Origin of the sequence: Kitasatospora sp. NPDC002227 (assembly GCF_040296285.1) — a bacterium.
Classification (GTDB): Bacteria; Actinomycetota; Actinomycetes; order Streptomycetales; family Streptomycetaceae; genus Kitasatospora.
In genome coordinates this window covers 71590-85965 of the sequence record NZ_JBEOWY010000002.1, presented here as the reverse complement: position 1 = coordinate 85965, position 14376 = coordinate 71590, and the positions used below count along the sequence as shown (strand labels likewise).

General features: G+C 73.7%; 12 protein-coding genes. 9 read left to right on the top strand and 3 right to left on the bottom strand.

Annotated features, from left to right (window positions below; genetic code table 11):
- The first annotated feature begins 192 nt into the window (after nucleotides 1–192).
- Nucleotides 193–1311, top strand: a complete 1119-nt coding sequence (locus ABT095_RS02300) for a PP2C family protein-serine/threonine phosphatase (RefSeq protein WP_350527351.1) — start codon at nucleotides 193–195, stop codon at nucleotides 1309–1311.
- 108 nt (nucleotides 1312–1419) lie between these two features.
- Here the strand turns inward: ABT095_RS02300 and ABT095_RS02295 are convergent, their stop codons facing one another.
- Nucleotides 1420–2373, bottom strand: a complete 954-nt coding sequence (locus ABT095_RS02295) for an endonuclease/exonuclease/phosphatase family protein (RefSeq protein WP_350527350.1) — start codon at nucleotides 2371–2373, stop codon at nucleotides 1420–1422.
- A 72-nt stretch (nucleotides 2374–2445) separates the two neighbouring features.
- On the opposite strand from ABT095_RS02295, the gene ABT095_RS02290 reads away from it, so the two are divergent.
- From ABT095_RS02290 to nudC, 5 genes are read left to right on the top strand one after another with little or no spacing between them, the layout of a single operon-like run.
- Nucleotides 2446–3039: a PadR family transcriptional regulator gene (locus ABT095_RS02290; RefSeq protein ID WP_350527349.1), complete on the top strand. Its 594-nt coding sequence runs from the start codon at nucleotides 2446–2448 to the stop codon at nucleotides 3037–3039.
- Nucleotides 3040–3075: 36 nt separating this feature from the next.
- Nucleotides 3076–3831, top strand: a complete 756-nt coding sequence (locus ABT095_RS02285) for an ABC transporter ATP-binding protein (RefSeq protein WP_350527348.1) — start codon at nucleotides 3076–3078, stop codon at nucleotides 3829–3831.
- Nucleotides 3832–6639 (top strand): FtsX-like permease family protein, encoded by a 2808-nt coding sequence (locus ABT095_RS02280; RefSeq protein WP_350527347.1) that lies wholly within the window; start codon nucleotides 3832–3834, stop codon nucleotides 6637–6639.
- Nucleotides 6640–6698: 59 nt separating this feature from the next.
- On the top strand, nucleotides 6699–8099 hold the full coding sequence (locus ABT095_RS02275; RefSeq protein WP_350527346.1) for a dipeptidase: 1401 nt from the start codon (nucleotides 6699–6701) through the stop codon (nucleotides 8097–8099).
- A 46-nt stretch (nucleotides 8100–8145) separates the two neighbouring features.
- Nucleotides 8146–9096 (top strand): NAD(+) diphosphatase, encoded by a 951-nt coding sequence (nudC, locus tag ABT095_RS02270; RefSeq protein WP_350527345.1) that lies wholly within the window; start codon nucleotides 8146–8148, stop codon nucleotides 9094–9096.
- Between the two features lie 129 nt (nucleotides 9097–9225).
- Here the strand turns inward: nudC and ABT095_RS02265 are convergent, their stop codons facing one another.
- The gene (locus ABT095_RS02265; RefSeq protein ID WP_350527344.1) at nucleotides 9226–9732 is read right to left on the bottom strand and encodes an ATP-binding protein; all 507 of its coding nucleotides are present in this window, start codon (nucleotides 9730–9732) and stop codon (nucleotides 9226–9228) included.
- Nucleotides 9733–9893: 161 nt separating this feature from the next.
- On the opposite strand from ABT095_RS02265, the gene ABT095_RS02260 reads away from it, so the two are divergent.
- A complete protein-coding gene (locus ABT095_RS02260) occupies nucleotides 9894–10706 on the top strand; it encodes a GntR family transcriptional regulator (RefSeq protein ID WP_350527343.1) in 813 nt (270 codons plus the stop codon).
- Between the two features lie 75 nt (nucleotides 10707–10781).
- On the opposite strand, the gene ABT095_RS02255 is transcribed toward ABT095_RS02260, so the two are convergent.
- Complete coding sequence (locus ABT095_RS02255; protein WP_350527342.1) at nucleotides 10782–11039, bottom strand: mycoredoxin; 258 nt, start codon at nucleotides 11037–11039, stop codon at nucleotides 10782–10784.
- Nucleotides 11040–11228: 189 nt separating this feature from the next.
- Between ABT095_RS02255 and ABT095_RS02250 the strand changes: the two genes are divergently transcribed.
- Nucleotides 11229–13529 carry an ATP-dependent DNA helicase UvrD2 gene (locus ABT095_RS02250; RefSeq protein WP_350527341.1) on the top strand — a complete coding sequence of 767 codons (2301 nt, stop codon included), beginning with the start codon at nucleotides 11229–11231 and terminating at the stop codon, nucleotides 13527–13529.
- Between the two features lie 275 nt (nucleotides 13530–13804).
- Nucleotides 13805–14275: a hypothetical protein gene (locus tag ABT095_RS02245; protein ID WP_350527340.1), complete on the top strand. Its 471-nt coding sequence runs from the start codon at nucleotides 13805–13807 to the stop codon at nucleotides 14273–14275.
- The last annotated feature ends 101 nt before the right edge of the window (nucleotides 14276–14376 follow it).

Sequence of the window (14376 nt, the reverse complement as noted above, 5' to 3'; positions counted from 1 at the left end):
TATTGTGGGGTCGGTAACCGGTCATCCCCCGTACTCCGGCCACCAGCGAGGCCCGTGGGCCCTAACCCTCAGTCATCACCGCAGGTGTCCCCTGGCACCGGCCACCTTCCGCTGGAGAGACCGAAGTTGAGTGCGACCGGATGGATCAGAACGCGCCTCGGGGGCCTGCTCCCGTGGGCCGGGCCCGGTGGTGTGCCCGGCACGTGGCCGAGGACGGCCCTCGCGCTGCCGTACGTCGGCATGCTGCTCGTTGTCGGTCTCGACTGGTTCACCAATGTCGAGGTGACGGTCGAGCCCGCGCTCACCGCCGTGCCCGCGCTGGCCGCCGTGGTCAGCCGCCGGGCCTGGTACCCGCTGCTGATCGGGCTGTACACCGAGCTCGCCGCCTTCCTGATGGCCTGGAACAACGAGGTGCTCGACGAGTCGGTGCACAGCGCCACCGTCTTCGCGATAGCACTGGTCGCCGGCATCGGCTGGGTGAGCGTCACCCTGCGGCTGCGTCAGGAGCGGGCGCTGGCGGACGCGCAGGTGGTGGCCGAGATCGCCCGGCGGGTGCTGCTGCGCCGGGTGCCCGACCGGGTCGGCAGCGTACGGGCGGCCGTGCACTACGCGGCGGCGGCCGAGCACGCCTCGATCGGGGGCGACCTCTACGAGGTGGTCAACACCCGGCATGGGGTGCGGGCCGTGGTCGGCGACGTGCGGGGCAAGGGGCTGAACGCCGTGGAGACGGCGGCCGCCGTGCTCGGCGCGTTCCGCGAGGCCGCGCACCAGGAGCCCGAGCTGGCGCGGGTGGCCGGCTGGCTGGCCGTCAGCCTCGACCGGGCGCTGCACGAGAACGACCACCCCGGGGTGGAGGAGGAGTTCGTCACCCTGGTGCTGATCGGGGTCGGCCCCGACGGCTCGGCCGAGATCGTCAACTGCGGGCACCCGGCGCCGCTGCTGCTGCGCGAGGGCGAGCCGGTCCGGGCCCTGGAGCTGCCCGAGACGGTGCCGCCGCTGGGCGTGCTCGACCCCTGCGAGGTCCGGCCGCCGGTCCAGCGGCTGGCCGTCCGGGCGGGGGACCGCATCCTGCTCTACACCGACGGCGTGATCGAGGCCCGGGACCACCGGGGCGTCTTCTACCCGCTGGCGGAGCGGTTCCCGCACTGCGCGGTGGGCGGGCCGGTGGACGTGCTGGGCCGTCTCCACGAGGACGTCGTACGGCACGTGGGGCGGCGGCTGGGGGACGACGCGGCGATGCTGCTGCTGCAGTACGAGCCGGTCCACGCGGTGCCGCACCAGCTGAACGAGCAGGTGCTGGCGACCGGTTAGCCGGATACCTCAGGGCAACCACAGCAGGGGCGCGAGGAACGGCGCGCGCAACCGTGCACCCTCGTAGCGGGCTGGTCGCGCCGTTCCTCGCGCCCCTGGGCAGTGCAACTAGAGGTCGACCTCCACGACCAAGGGCCTGTGGTCGGAGACCGTCGCCCGGGGAGCCCCGGTCGGGCCGACCGCGGTGCGGGGGAGGCCCATCGCCAGGACGTGGTCGAACTGGACCGCGGGGCGGTGGGAGGGGTAGGTCGGGGTCTTGGCGAGGTCGTACCAGCCGTGCAGGCGGGGGCGGGGCTCGCGGGTGGTGCGGCGGCGGGGGCCGGGCTGGGCGAGGCGGGCCCGGCGGGCGGCCCGGGCGGTGCGGACGCGGTCGCGGGCGGAGGCCCCGCCGAGGACGGTCCGCGGCACGGCGCCGATCAGGTTGAAGTCGCCGAGGACCAGGTGCGGCTGCGGCAGGTCCGCAATCCAGCGGCGGATCGCGGCGAGCTGGGCCATGTTCCAGCCCGGCACGAAGGACAGGTGGGTCGCGACCACGGTGAACGGCCCGTGCTCCCCTTCGAGGACGGCGGCCAGCGCGGCGCGCGGCTCGTCCGGTACGGGGGTCAGCCCGCGCTTGCCCGCGACCCGCAGCGGCAGGCCGAACGGCGCCGGGGCGAACCGCCGGGCCCGCCAGTGCCGCACCGGCAGCCGGGTGAGCAGCGCCGTGCCGTACGAGGGCAGCTCGGTGGCGGTGTCGAGCTCGGCCGGCCCGTAGACGGTGAGCCCGGGGTGCGCCGGGTCGGTCACCCAGCCGGCCAGCGGGGCCGGGCGGCCGTGCAGCGCGGCGGCGAACCGCCAGTCGGCCGCGCCCATCGCCTTGGCTGCCACGGCCGTCTGGTCGGCCAGTCCGGAGCGCTCCTGGTGGCGGTCGACCTCCTGGAGCGCGAGCACGTCCGCGTCCAGCGCCGCGATCGCCTCGCCCAGCGGCTCGCCGGGATCGAGCGGGAAGGGCAGCGGGGTGCCGTCCTCGGCCAGGGGCTGACCGTGCAGCAGGTTGAAGGTCGCGATGCGCAGCTGGGTCACCGGACGACCGTACCCGGTCCGCCGGGCTGCGAGGCTTGAGCCTTCGGCGCATACCGGGTATACATACTTGGTATGTCCATCCGTCACGGTCTGCTCGCCCTCCTCGACCAGGGCCCGCGCTACGGCTACCAGCTGCGCACCGAGTTCGAGGCCCGTACCGGGGCCACCTGGCCCCTGAACGTCGGCCAGGTCTACACCACCCTCAGCCGCCTGGAACGTGACGGTCTCGTCGCCCCGCACGGGGAGGACGAGGAGGGCCACCTCTACTACGCCGTCACCGAAGCAGGACGCACGGAACTGCGCTCCTGGTTCGACACCCCGGTGCCGCGGACCAACCCGCCCCGGGACGAGCTGGCGATCAAGCTCGCGATGGCCGTGACGGTGCCCGGCGTGGACGTGACTGCCGTTGTGCAGGGCCAGCGCAAGCACAGCATGAAGGCCCTCCAGGACTACACCCGGCTCAAGGGCCAGGCGCTGGTCGGCGACACCGGCAGCCAGGCCGACCTCGCCTGGCTGCTCGTGCTCGAGCAGCTGATCTTCCAGACCGAGGCGGAGATCCGCTGGCTGGACCACTGCGAGAGCCGGCTGGTCCAGCGCGCCGCCCTGCCCGCCCCGGCCGAGGCCCCCGCGGAGCCCGCCAAGCCCCGGCGCCGAGCCCGCCTCTAAGACTCTTATCCGACCCAGCACCACCAGGGGGAGACGTTGACCACCTCTCAGCAGCCCGTACTCGAGCTCCGTGGCGTGACCCGCGTCCACGGCCAGGGCACCACCGAGGTGCATGCCCTCAGAGGGGTGGACCTGGCGGTGCGGCCGGGTGAGTTCGTGGCGGTGATGGGCCCTTCGGGGTCGGGGAAGTCGACCCTGCTGACGCTGGCGGGCGGGCTGGACACGCCGTCGGGCGGTCAGGTGCTGGTGGAGGGGACGGTGCTGGGCGAGCTGTCGCGCAAGGAGCTGGCCCGGGTGCGGCGGCGCAGCGTGGGGTACGTGTTCCAGGACTACAACCTGATACCGGCGTTGACGGCGGCGGAGAACATCGCGCTGCCGCGTGAGCTGGACGGGACGTCGACCCGGGCGGCCCGGCGGGAGGCCCTGGCGGCGCTGGTCGAGCTGGGGATCGAGGAGCTGGCGGACCGCTTCCCGGACGAGATGTCCGGCGGTCAGCAGCAGCGGGTGGCGATCGCCCGTGCGCTGATCGGTCAGCGGCGGCTGGTGCTGGCCGACGAGCCGACCGGCGCGCTGGACTCGGCGACCGGTGAGGCCGTGCTGGCCGTGCTGCGGGCCCGCTGCGACGCGGGGGCGGCCGCGATGATGGTCACCCACGAGGCCCGGCACGCCGCCTGGGCGGACCGGGTGGTCTTCCTGCGGGACGGCCGGATGGTCGACCAGAGCGTGAGCCAGGACGCCGCCAGCCTGCTGGTGAGCGCCGCCACCAACAGCCTCGACGGGCCGGTGGCGTAAGTGAGCCTCAGCAGCTGGCGCGTCGCGCTGCGGATCGCCCGCCGGGACGCCCTGCGGGCCAAGGGCCGCAGCGCCCTGGTGCTCGCCATGATCGCCCTGCCCGTGCTCGGCGTCACCGGCGCCGACATCATGTACCGCAGCGCGCAGCTCGACCCGGGCGAGAAGGCCGCGCGGGTGATGGGCCGCGCCGACGCCCTGGTCTCGGTCTTCGACCGGGGGTACACCGCGGCGCAGGCCCCCGACTTCAACGACGGCCGCACCGGCGACGGCCCCGAGGCCGGCAAGCAGCTGACGCCCGAGCAGAAGCGCAGCCTGGCCACCGACCCGGCCATGCTGGTCAAGGAGCTGCTGCCCGCCGGCACCACGCTGGTCCCGGTGAGCACGAGCAGTGCGATCACGACCACCAAGGAGGGCCAGCTCAGGGTGGGCGCCGCCGAGGCGGACCTCACCGATCCGGTCTGGCACGGCAAGCTCGACCTGGTCGGGGGCCGGGCCCCGGCCAGCGCGCGGGAGGTCGCCGTCTCCCGGCATTTCCTGGACCAGTCCGGGCTGCGCGTGGGCGACACCACCTCCCCGCGCGGTCTGCAGCCGTTCACCATCACCGGCGTGGTCGAGGATCCGGGCTCGCTGGGCGAGGACACCCTGGTGGCCCGCCCCGGTGCGCTGGTCGCCCCGCTGGAGGCCGGCAAGGCGGCCGAGCAGCGCATGGAGACCTGGCTGGCGAAGCTGCCCGCCGGGGCGGTGCTGGACTGGCCGAAGGTGCTCGAACTCAACAAGTACGGCATCACCGCGAGCTCGCGCAGCGTGCTGCTCGACCCGCCGCCGCGCTCCGAGGTGCCGTACTTCCAGCAGCAGCACATCTCGACCGACACCCTGGAGAACCCGCTCCTGGTGATCACCGTGACGGTGGCCGGGATGGCCCTGCTGGAGATCGTGCTGCTCGCGGGCCCGGCCTTCGCGGTCGGCGCGCGGCGCTCGCGCCGCCAGCTCGGCCTGCTCGCCGCCGCCGGCGGCGACCGCGGGCAGGTCCGGGCCGTGGTGCTCGGCGGCGGGGTGGTGCTCGGGCTGGCCGGTGCGGTGGTCGGCGTGGTGCTGGCGATCGGCATGGTGGCCGTACTGCGCCCGTGGGCGGAGACCCGGGCGGGCAGCCGGTTCGGCCACTTCGACCTGCAGCCGGTGGACCTGCTCGGCATCGCGGCGATCGGCCTGGTCACCGGCCTGCTGGCCGCCGTCGTGCCGGCCGTGCAGGCGGCCCGGCAGGACGTGGTGGAGGCGCTGAACGGCCGCGGCGCGATCAAGCCCGCCAACCGCAAGCTGGCCCTGCTCGGCCTGGTGATGCTGATCGGCGGCGCCGCGCTCGCCCTCGGCGGGCAGGCCATGGGCGGCAGCCGCAGCACACCGGTGCTGGGCGGCTCGATGATCGCCGAGCTGGGCATGGTCGCGCTCACCCCGATCCTGGTCGGCCTGTTCGGGCGGCTCGGCCGCTGGCTGCCGCTCAGCCCCCGGCTCGCGCTGCGCGACGCCGTCCGCCACCGGGGCCGTACCGCCCCGGCCGTGGCGGCCGTGATGGCCGCCGTCGCCGGCTCGGTCGCCGTCGGCATCTACACCACCAGCAACGACCAGCAGAGCCGCGAGCACTACGACGCGCGGATGCCCAGCGGCGCCGTCGGCCTCGTCTTCGGGTACCGCTCGGACGCCCTGACCACCGCCGCCCAGCAGCGCGAGGCCGTGGAGCGGGCCGTACCGGGCCTGGGCACCAGGGCCGACATCGCCTCGGCCGTCTACCCGGCGAACTGCAAGCAGGGCGACAACTGCGGCTACGTCGAGGCGGTGCTGCCCAAGGACCAGCGCTGCCCGGCCTACGACCGGGGGGTCAGCCAGGCGGACTTCGAGCGGTTGAGGCATGACCCGCGGTGCACCAGCCAGCCCTCCTACCTCAGCCGGTACGGCTCGGTGCCGGTCGGGGACGCGGCGGCGCTGCGCAACCTCTTCGGCGCGCAGGACAGGGCGGCCGAGGCCGCGCTCGCGGCGGGCAAGGCGGTGGTCTTCGACTCCCGCTACCTGCAGGGCGGCAAGCTGACCCTGCGGCTGAACGAGCCCTACCAGCACAGCACGCCGACCGTCGGCGCCGACGGCTCGGTGACGGAGCAGCGGGAGCCGCAGACCCACGAGATCACGGTGGACGCGGTGGTCACCACCGCCCAGGTGCAGGCCGCGCCGGTGCTGCTGAGCCGGGACACCGCGCAGCGGCTCGGGCTGGCCGTCCACGACTCGGGTTCGGTCTGGCTGCCCCCGGCCGCGCCCAGCAGCGGGGCCGAGCAGCGGGCGAGCTCGGCGGTCGGCAAGCTCGACTCGGAGAGCCAGCTGGACGTCGAGCGGGGCTACCAGTCGATCCAGGGGCTGATGTCGCTCGGGCTGACCGTGTTCGCGGCGCTGGTCGCGCTCGGCGCGGCCGGGATCGCCACCGGTCTCGCGGCGGCCGACTCCCAGCGAGACCTGGCCACCCTGGCGGCGGTCGGCGCGACCGGCGGCATCCGCCGCAGGCTCTCGGGCTTCCAATGCGGGGTGATCGCCGCGATGGGCGCGGTACTCGGCACCGTCTGCGGGGTGGTGCCCGCCGTGGCGCTGCGCAAGGTCGAGGCGCTCGCGGCCTCCGCCACCTCGAGCGTTCCGGGAGCCGACCACGTGGTGATCGCCTTCCCCTGGCTGACCATGGCTGTCACCCTGCTCGCCCTGCCCGCGGTCGCGGTGCTGCTGGCCACCCTGCTCACCCGCTCCCGGCTGAGCCTGGCGCGGCGCGAGGGGTAGGCGGGACGTCCGGTGGCGGGGCTGAGGGCCCCGTCACCGGACGGTCTAAAGTCGTCCGTATGACGAAAACCCCGGACAGCGCCGTCCGCTCCTTCATCGACCAGCACCAGCCCGCCTTCCTCGCCGACCTGGCCGACTGGCTGCGCATCCCCTCCGTCTCGGCCGACCCGGGGGCGGCCGCGGACGTCCGCCGCTCCGCCGAGTGGCTGGCCGCGAAGCTGACGGAGACCGGCTTCCCGGTCGCTGAGGTGTGGGAGACGGACGGCCTGCCGGCCGTCTTCGCCGAGTGGCCCTCGGGCGAGGCCGGGGCGCCGACGGTGCTGGTCTACGGGCACCACGACGTGCAGCCCGCCGCGCAGGCGGACGGCTGGGCGACCGACCCGTTCGAGCCCACCGTGATCGGCAAGCAGCTCTTCGCCCGCGGCGCCGCCGACGACAAGGGCCAGGTCTTCTTCCACACCCTGGGTGTCCGGGCCCACCTGGCCGCCACCGGCCGCACCGCCCCGGCGGTCAACCTCAAGCTGCTGATCGAGGGCGAGGAGGAGTCCGGCTCGCCGAACTTCGCCGCCCTGGTGCGCCGCGAGGCCGAGCGGCTGGCCGCGGACGTGGTGATCATCTCGGACACCGGCATGTGGTCCGAGACCACGCCCACCGTCTGCACCGGCATGCGCGGCCTGATGGACGCCCAGATCGACTTCTTCGGCCCGGACACCGACATCCACTCCGGCTCCTTCGGCGGCGCGGTGCCCAACCCCGCCACCGTCGCGGCCGAGCTGGCCGCCGCGCTGCACGACGCCGACCGCAAGGTCGACATCCCGGGCTTCTACGAGGGCATCGTCGAGCTGACCGAGCGCGAGCGCGAGCTGTTCGCCGCGCTGCCCTTCGACGAGGCGCAGTGGCTCAGGGTCGCCAAGTCGTACGCCACCGAGGGCGAGGCGGGGTACACCACCCTGGAGCGGATCTGGGCCCGTCCGACGGCCGAGGTCAACGGCATCTGGGGCGGGTACACCGGCCCCGGCGGCAAGACCATCGTGCCGGCGGAGGCGCACCTCAAGCTCTCCTTCCGGCTGGTCGCCGGCCAGGAGCCGGAGAAGGTCCGCGAGGCCGTCCGCGCGTGGGTGGCCGCCCAGGTGCCCGAGGGCATCCGGTACGAGCTGGTCTTCCCCGGCGCGACCCGCCCCTGCCTGACCCCGCTGGACCACCCGGCGCTGCAGTCCACCGTCCGGGCGATGGGCCGGGCCTTCCAGCAGGAGGTGCTGTTCACCCGCGAGGGCGGCTCGGGCCCGGCTGCCGACCTGCAGGACGTGCTGGGCGCGCCGGTGCTCTTCCTGGGCATCTCGGTGCCCTCGGACGGCTGGCACTCGGTGAACGAGAAGATCGAGCTGGACCTCCTCGCCAAGGGCGTGGAGACCGCCGCGTACCTGTGGGGCGAGCTGGCCGAGAGCTGGCCCCGGGCGTGACGACCCCTGCCGCTGCTGACACCTACCTGAACGGGGATGGACCGAGTTGAGCACCGCGCCTGACACCGCCGCACCCCAGGGCGTGGCCCACCTCGCCCTCGCCCGGGCCGGGGTGGACCGGGCCGCCCAGCACCGCTTCGACGAGCCGTGGCTGGCGGCGGCCTGGAGCCACCCGAGCACCCAGGTGCTGCCGATCTCGGAGGGCGAGGCCTTCGTGGTCGACACCGAGAAGGGCAGCGAGCTGGTGCTGCTGCCCTCCTTCGAGGCGCCGCAGACCGGTGACCGCTACTTCCTCGGCACGGACGAGAGCGGCACCTCGTACTTCGCGCTGGCGGGCGACAGCCTTCCGGGCCGGCTGGACGGCGACGCCCGCCCGGCCGGGCTGCGCGAGGTCGGGGCCTCGCTCTCCGACCGGGACGCGGGCCTGCTGGTGCACGCCGTGGCGCTGGAGCACTGGCACCGCCGGCACAGCTTCTGCTCCCGCTGCGGGCACCCGACCGAGAAGGCCGGGGCCGGGCACGTGCGCCGCTGCACCTCCTGCGCCGCCGAGCACTACCCCCGGACCGATCCGGCGGTGATCATGTTGATCACCGACGAGCAGGACCGCTGCCTGCTCGGCCGCCAGGCGCTCTGGCCGGAGGGCCGCTGGTCCACCCTGGCCGGGTTCGTCGAGCCCGGCGAGTCGCTGGAGCAGGCCGTGGCCCGGGAGGTCCTGGAGGAGGCCGGGGTCCGGGTCGCAGAGGTCAGCTACGTGGCGAGCCAGCCGTGGCCCTTCCCGGCCAGCCTGATGCTGGGCTTCGTGGGCAAGGCCGACCCGGCCGGCAGCACGATCGCGGTGGACGGCGAGGAGCTGGCCGAGGCGCGCTGGATCTCCCGCGAGGAGCTCCGGGCGGGAATGGCGGCCGGGGAGATCGTGCCGCCCTCGGGAATTTCGATCGCCCGTCACCTGGTCGAACTCTGGTACGGGGAGCCGCTGCCTTCCTCGGCGCGCTGGTAAAGGCGCGGAACCGGCGCAGAAGCCGGAGTGCGGAATGGCAAGGGGGCGTGCGGGAATTACCCGCACGCCCCCTTGTCATTCACCTTGTGCTATTCACCTCGCCGATTCGCCGGGAATGGCTTTCCCGGGCTAGCAGGCCGCCTGGTCCGGCATGGTGTCCAGCCAGCAGCTCACCGTCTTGCCGGTCAGCCGGGTGGTGACCGTCCACCGGGCGCAGAGCGCGGAGACGATCGCCAGACCCCGGCCGGAGGAGTCCTCCTCGGTGGCCTCGCGGGGCTGCGGGAGGCTCCGGCCGAAGTCCGCGACGGAGATCTGCAGGGCGCTGTCGGTCAGTGCCAGGGTGACCGAGATGGCCCCCTGGCCGTACCGCAGGGCGTTGGTGACCAGCTCGGACACCAGCAGCTCGGCGGCGTCCGCCAGGGCCGTGGAGCCCCAGGCGGCCAGCGCCGTCCTGGTCAGCCGCCTGGCCCGGCCCACGTTGGCCGGGCGTGGCGGGAAGGAGGCCGACGCCGACCACGCGCCGTGCTCGGCGGCGTCCAGCGCCCGGCCGGGCCGGTGCTCGGCCCCCGAGGGGGCGGTGCGGTGCTTCTCGGGTTGCCGGGCGCCGGTCTGGCGCGCGGCGGTGGATTCGGGCATGGTTCCGCCCCCGGGGAGTGCCGATGGGAATGTCCTGCGTGTCCTGACTGGCGGGCTGAGCCGGGGCAGAGTTGGGTAGGATCGGCCTCGGAATCCCCAATCCCGGCCAATATTGGCGGGTTTGGCTGAAATGGCGCAAGCCGAATCGCTACATTCCTCGCGTGACAATCCCTCGGGGCAGTGCCCAATCCCCCAAGTACCAGCGGCTGGCCGCCGATCTGCGCCGCCGCATCGCGGCCGGAGAATGGCGCGGCAACGCCGCGCTCCCGGTGGAGACCGAGCTGGAGCAGCACTACGGCGTGGCCCGGAACACGGTCCGCCTGGCGGTGGACGTGCTGGTCAACGAGGGGCGGCTGGTCCGCCTCCAGGGCAAGGGCACGTACCTCAAGGAGCACCCGATGCTGGACCACCGGGCGTACGGGCCCGCGCTGGTGCCGGGGCAGCGGGACTGCCTGGCCGGGCCGAGCGAGATCTACACGAAAGAGGCGACCGCGGCGGGCCGTCAGTTGACGGCGGACTTCGAGATGCTGATCGTCCGGGCCCGGGAGGACATCGCCGAGCGGCTCGGACTGCGGCCCGGCGAGGCCGTGGTGGTGCGGCGTCAGCTCCGGCTGATGGACCGTGAGCCCTACTCGATCGAGGAGAGCCACTACCGGGCCGGGCTGGCCGCGGGCACCCCGCTGATGGAGCCGGACGAGGTGCCGGGCGGGGACGAGGAGGTGCTGGCCGGCCTGGGCCGCACCGAGATCGGCGGGATCGACCACCTGGTCTCGCGGATGCCGGGCCCGGAGGAGGCCGCGTGGTTCCAGGGCGGCCCCGGGGTGCCGCTGCTGGTCCAGACCCGGGTGACCTACGACCGCCGGGGGCCGGTGCGGGTGATCGAGACCCGCTACTCGGCGGACCGCTGCCGGCTGGTCTACGGGCTGGGGGAGCTCGGCGGGCGGCCGATGGGGCCTGCGGGGCCGCCCGCCTGAGGAGGCGTCAGCCCGCCAGGGCGGCCTGACTCAGCTGTCCGTCAGCCCGCCAGGGCGGCCTGACTCAGCTGCCTGTCAGCCCGCCAGGGCGGCCTGAACCTGGCGCAGGCTCGGGTTGGTCATGACGACCTGCTCGCCGCCGCCGACCGGCTTGACGATGACGGTCGGGACGACCTGGTTGCCGTTGTTGACCGACTCCACGAAGGAGGCCGAGGCCGGGTCCTCCTCGATGTTGATCACGTCGTAGGCGATGCCCTCGCGGTCCATCTGGCTCTTGAGGCGGTTGCAGTAGCCGCACCAGGTGGTGCTGTACATCGTCACGGTGCCGGACATCGCGGAGGCTCCTTCGGGAGGGGGCGTACGGTCGGAAGGGAAGAACGCCCGGCGTGCGCGTAGCATTCCGCGCCGCTCGCCGGGTTGTAGATCCGATGATCGCACCCGGCCTGTGGACAAATCCCGGCACGTGACCGCCGAGCCTGGCACGATCCTCGGACGGCCGGGGTGTCCCCAGGGGCTGAGAGGATGGTCGGCATGCAGGAAGAGCTTCTGGCCGGGTTCGGCCCCAACGCGTACGAGACCTCGCCGTACGGGGGTGCCTCGAGTGCCGACGCCGTGCTCGCGGGGTTGGACCCGGAGCAGCGGGCCGTCGCCACCGCCCTGCAGGGGCCCGTCTGCGTCCTCGCGGGCGCCGGGACGGGCAAGACCCGGGCCATCACCCATCGGATCGCCTACGGGGTGCGCAGCGGCGTCTACCAGCCCGCGCAGGTGCTCGCCGTCACCTTCACCGCCCGTGCGGCGGGGGAGATGCGCGGGCGGCTGCGCCAGCTCGGCGCGGAGGGCGTGCAGGCCCGGACCTTCCACTCCGCCGCGCTGCGCCAGCTCCAGTACTTCTGGCCGCGCGCGATCGGCGGCGAGGTGCCGCGGCTGCTCGAGCGCAAGGTGCAGCTGGTCGCCGAGGCGGCCGGGCGCAGCGGCCTGCGCGTCCAGCGCACCGAACTGCGCGACCTGACCAGTGAGATCGAGTGGGCCAAGGTCACCCAGATCGTGCCCGACGACTACCCGGCCGCCGTGCTCAAGACCGGCCGTGAGGCCCCGCGCGACCCGGCCGAGATCGCCCGGGTCTACGCGACCTACGAGCAGACCAAGCGCGACCGCGGCGTGATCGACTTCGAGGACGTGCTGCTGCTCACCGCCGCGATCCTGGAGGACCGCCCGGAGATCGCGGAGCGGGTCCGGGCCCAGTACCGCCACCTCACGGTGGACGAGTACCAGGACGTCTCCCCGCTCCAGCAGCGCCTGCTCGAGCAGTGGACGGCGGGCGGCGCCAGCCTGTGCGTGGTCGGCGACGCGAGCCAGACGATCTACTCCTTCACCGGCGCCACTCCGGACTACCTGCTGAACTTCCGCACCCGCCACCCCGAGGCCACCCTGGTCAAGCTGGTGCGCGACTACCGCTCCACCCCGCAGGTGGTGCACCTGGCCAACGGCCTGCTGGCCAAGGCGAGCGGCCAGGCCGCCCAGCACCGCCTGGAGCTGGTCTCCCAGCGCGAGGCCGGCCCCGAGCCGGTGTACGTCGAGTACGCCGACGAGCCGACCGAGGCGGAGTCCACCGCCCGCCGGATCAAGGACCTGCTGGCCCAGGGCGTGCGGGCCAGCGAGATCGCGGTGCTGTTCCGCACCAACGGCCAGTCCGAGGTCTACGAGCAGGCGCTGGCCGACCTCGGGATCTCCTACCAGCTCAAGGGTGCCGAGCGGTTCTTCGAGCGCCCCGAGGTGCGGGACGCCGTGATGCTGCTGCGCGGCGCCGCCCGCGCGGGGGCGGACCCGCTGCTGGTGGACGCGCCCGACCTCGCGGGCCAGACCAGGGCCGTGCTCGCCAGCCGGGGCTTCACCCCGGAGCCCCCGGCCGGCTCGGGCACCGTGCGCGAGCGCTGGGAGTCGCTGGCGGCGCTGGTGCGCCTGGCCGAGGAGTTCGAGGCGGCCCGGCGCCAGGCCGGCCTGGCCGCCGACCTGGCGGCCTACGTGGCCGAGCTGGACGCCCGCGCCGCCGCCCAGCACGCGCCCGCCGTGGAGGGCGTCACGCTGGCCTCGCTGCACGCCGCCAAGGGCCTGGAGTGGGACGCCGTCTTCCTGGTCGGTCTGACCGAGGGCACGCTGCCGATCATCTACGCCAAGACGGACGAGCAGATCGAGGAGGAGCGCCGGCTGCTCTACGTGGGTGTCACCCGCGCACGGGTGCACCTCTCGCTCTCCTGGGCGCTCTCGCGCTCCCCGGGCGGGCGCGCGAGCCGCAAGCCCACGCGCTTCCTGGACGGGCTGCGCCCCGGCTCCGGCGCCTCCGGGCCGCGCACCCGGGGTGGCCGCGGCGGTGTCGAGCTGGGCGCCGAGCGCTCGGCGGGCCGCAAGGTGCGCGGGCCGGTCAAGTGCCGGGTCTGCGACCGCACGCTGACCGAGGCGGTGGAGCGCAAGCTGCGCCGCTGCGAGAGCTGCCCCTCCTCGATGGACGAGGCGCTGTACGACCAGCTGCGCGGCTGGCGGATGGCCCAGGCCCGGGAGCAGGGCGTGCCGGCGTACGTGGTCTTCACCGACGCGACGCTGATGGCGATCGCCGAGGACACCCCGAAGACGCCGCGTGAACTGGCCCTCATTCCAGGTGTGGGGGCGATGAAGCTGGACAAATACGGGGCCGCCGTGCTCTCGTTGTGTGCGGGGGAGCCACCGGTGGACGAAACGACCGACCCGGCCGATGAGGTCGCGGACGTGTCGCCGTTCGCCGACGACACCCCCGTGGACGTTCCGGGGGAGTTCGACGAGCCGGCCTGAGGCCGCTCGATGATCTTCGCCGAGCGCTCCGCTCCGGCTCGCGAAAACTCTCCCCCAGCCTTCGGCCGGGAGGGGCCCCTGGAAAAATAGTTTGCGCCCCGCCCGCAGCGCGCAATAGCCTGCCGGAGCGGTCAAGGGAACGAGATCGCGAGCTGCACAGGGTCGCTCCTGCGCGCCAACTTTTGTATCTGCTGTACCTGCACGACCTGACAGACATCCGAACATCGGGGCCCGGGGGACTGGGCACCGCGAGACGCCGAGAGGAGGCGAAGACAGTGGAAACCACGAAGAAGATCACCAAACTGACTGGCCAGACCGTTTTCGTCATGCCCTCGTGCGCCTCGGCGCAGTTCGGCACCGCCGGCTTTGCCGCTTCCGCCTCCGTGCTCTCGCGCGGTGCGGTCCAGCTCGCCGGCAATGGTCTGGGTCTCGACGCCACCGGTGTCTCCATCGTTGTCAGTGGTCTTGGCCACACTGGAGCAACCTTCGCCGAGACGGGTCTGTCCATTGACTGGGCCGAGTTTGGCGGCAGCCGCGAGCTGCGCAGCGAGCGAGGAATCCCGGCACCGAAGGCAGTGGTAGCGGCGGCCAAGCATGGCGTCTATGCCCAGGTCATCGGGGCCGATAACACCCAGCAGCAGGACGAGCAGCAGCAGATCAACCCGGCCTCGGCCGCCCCGATGGGCGCCATGGCCGTCCGGATGCGGGCCTTCCGCGGGCCTCAACCCTGGAGAGAACGAACCTGAGTCAGCCTCAGGTCGAGCCTCCAGGGCCGTGGAACCCGTACACCGGGATCCGCGGCCCTTCTGTTTTGTCCGGTACGTCAGACCCCCTGGCCCTTCGGGGC

Excerpts from the sequence above, each read along its gene's own strand:
- ABT095_RS02290 (WP_350527349.1), top strand. The coding sequence starts at position 2,446 with ATGTCCATCCGTCACGGTCTGCTCGCCCTCCTCGACCAGGGCCCGCGC.
- ABT095_RS02275 (WP_350527346.1), top strand. The coding sequence starts at position 6,699 with ATGACGAAAACCCCGGACAGCGCCGTCCGCTCCTTCATCGACCAGCAC.
- ABT095_RS02265 (WP_350527344.1), bottom strand. The coding sequence starts at position 9,732 with ATGCCCGAATCCACCGCCGCGCGCCAGACCGGCGCCCGGCAACCCGAG.
- ABT095_RS02255 (WP_350527342.1), bottom strand. The coding sequence starts at position 11,039 with ATGTCCGGCACCGTGACGATGTACAGCACCACCTGGTGCGGCTACTGC.
- ABT095_RS02250 (WP_350527341.1), top strand. The coding sequence starts at position 11,229 with ATGGTCGGCATGCAGGAAGAGCTTCTGGCCGGGTTCGGCCCCAACGCG.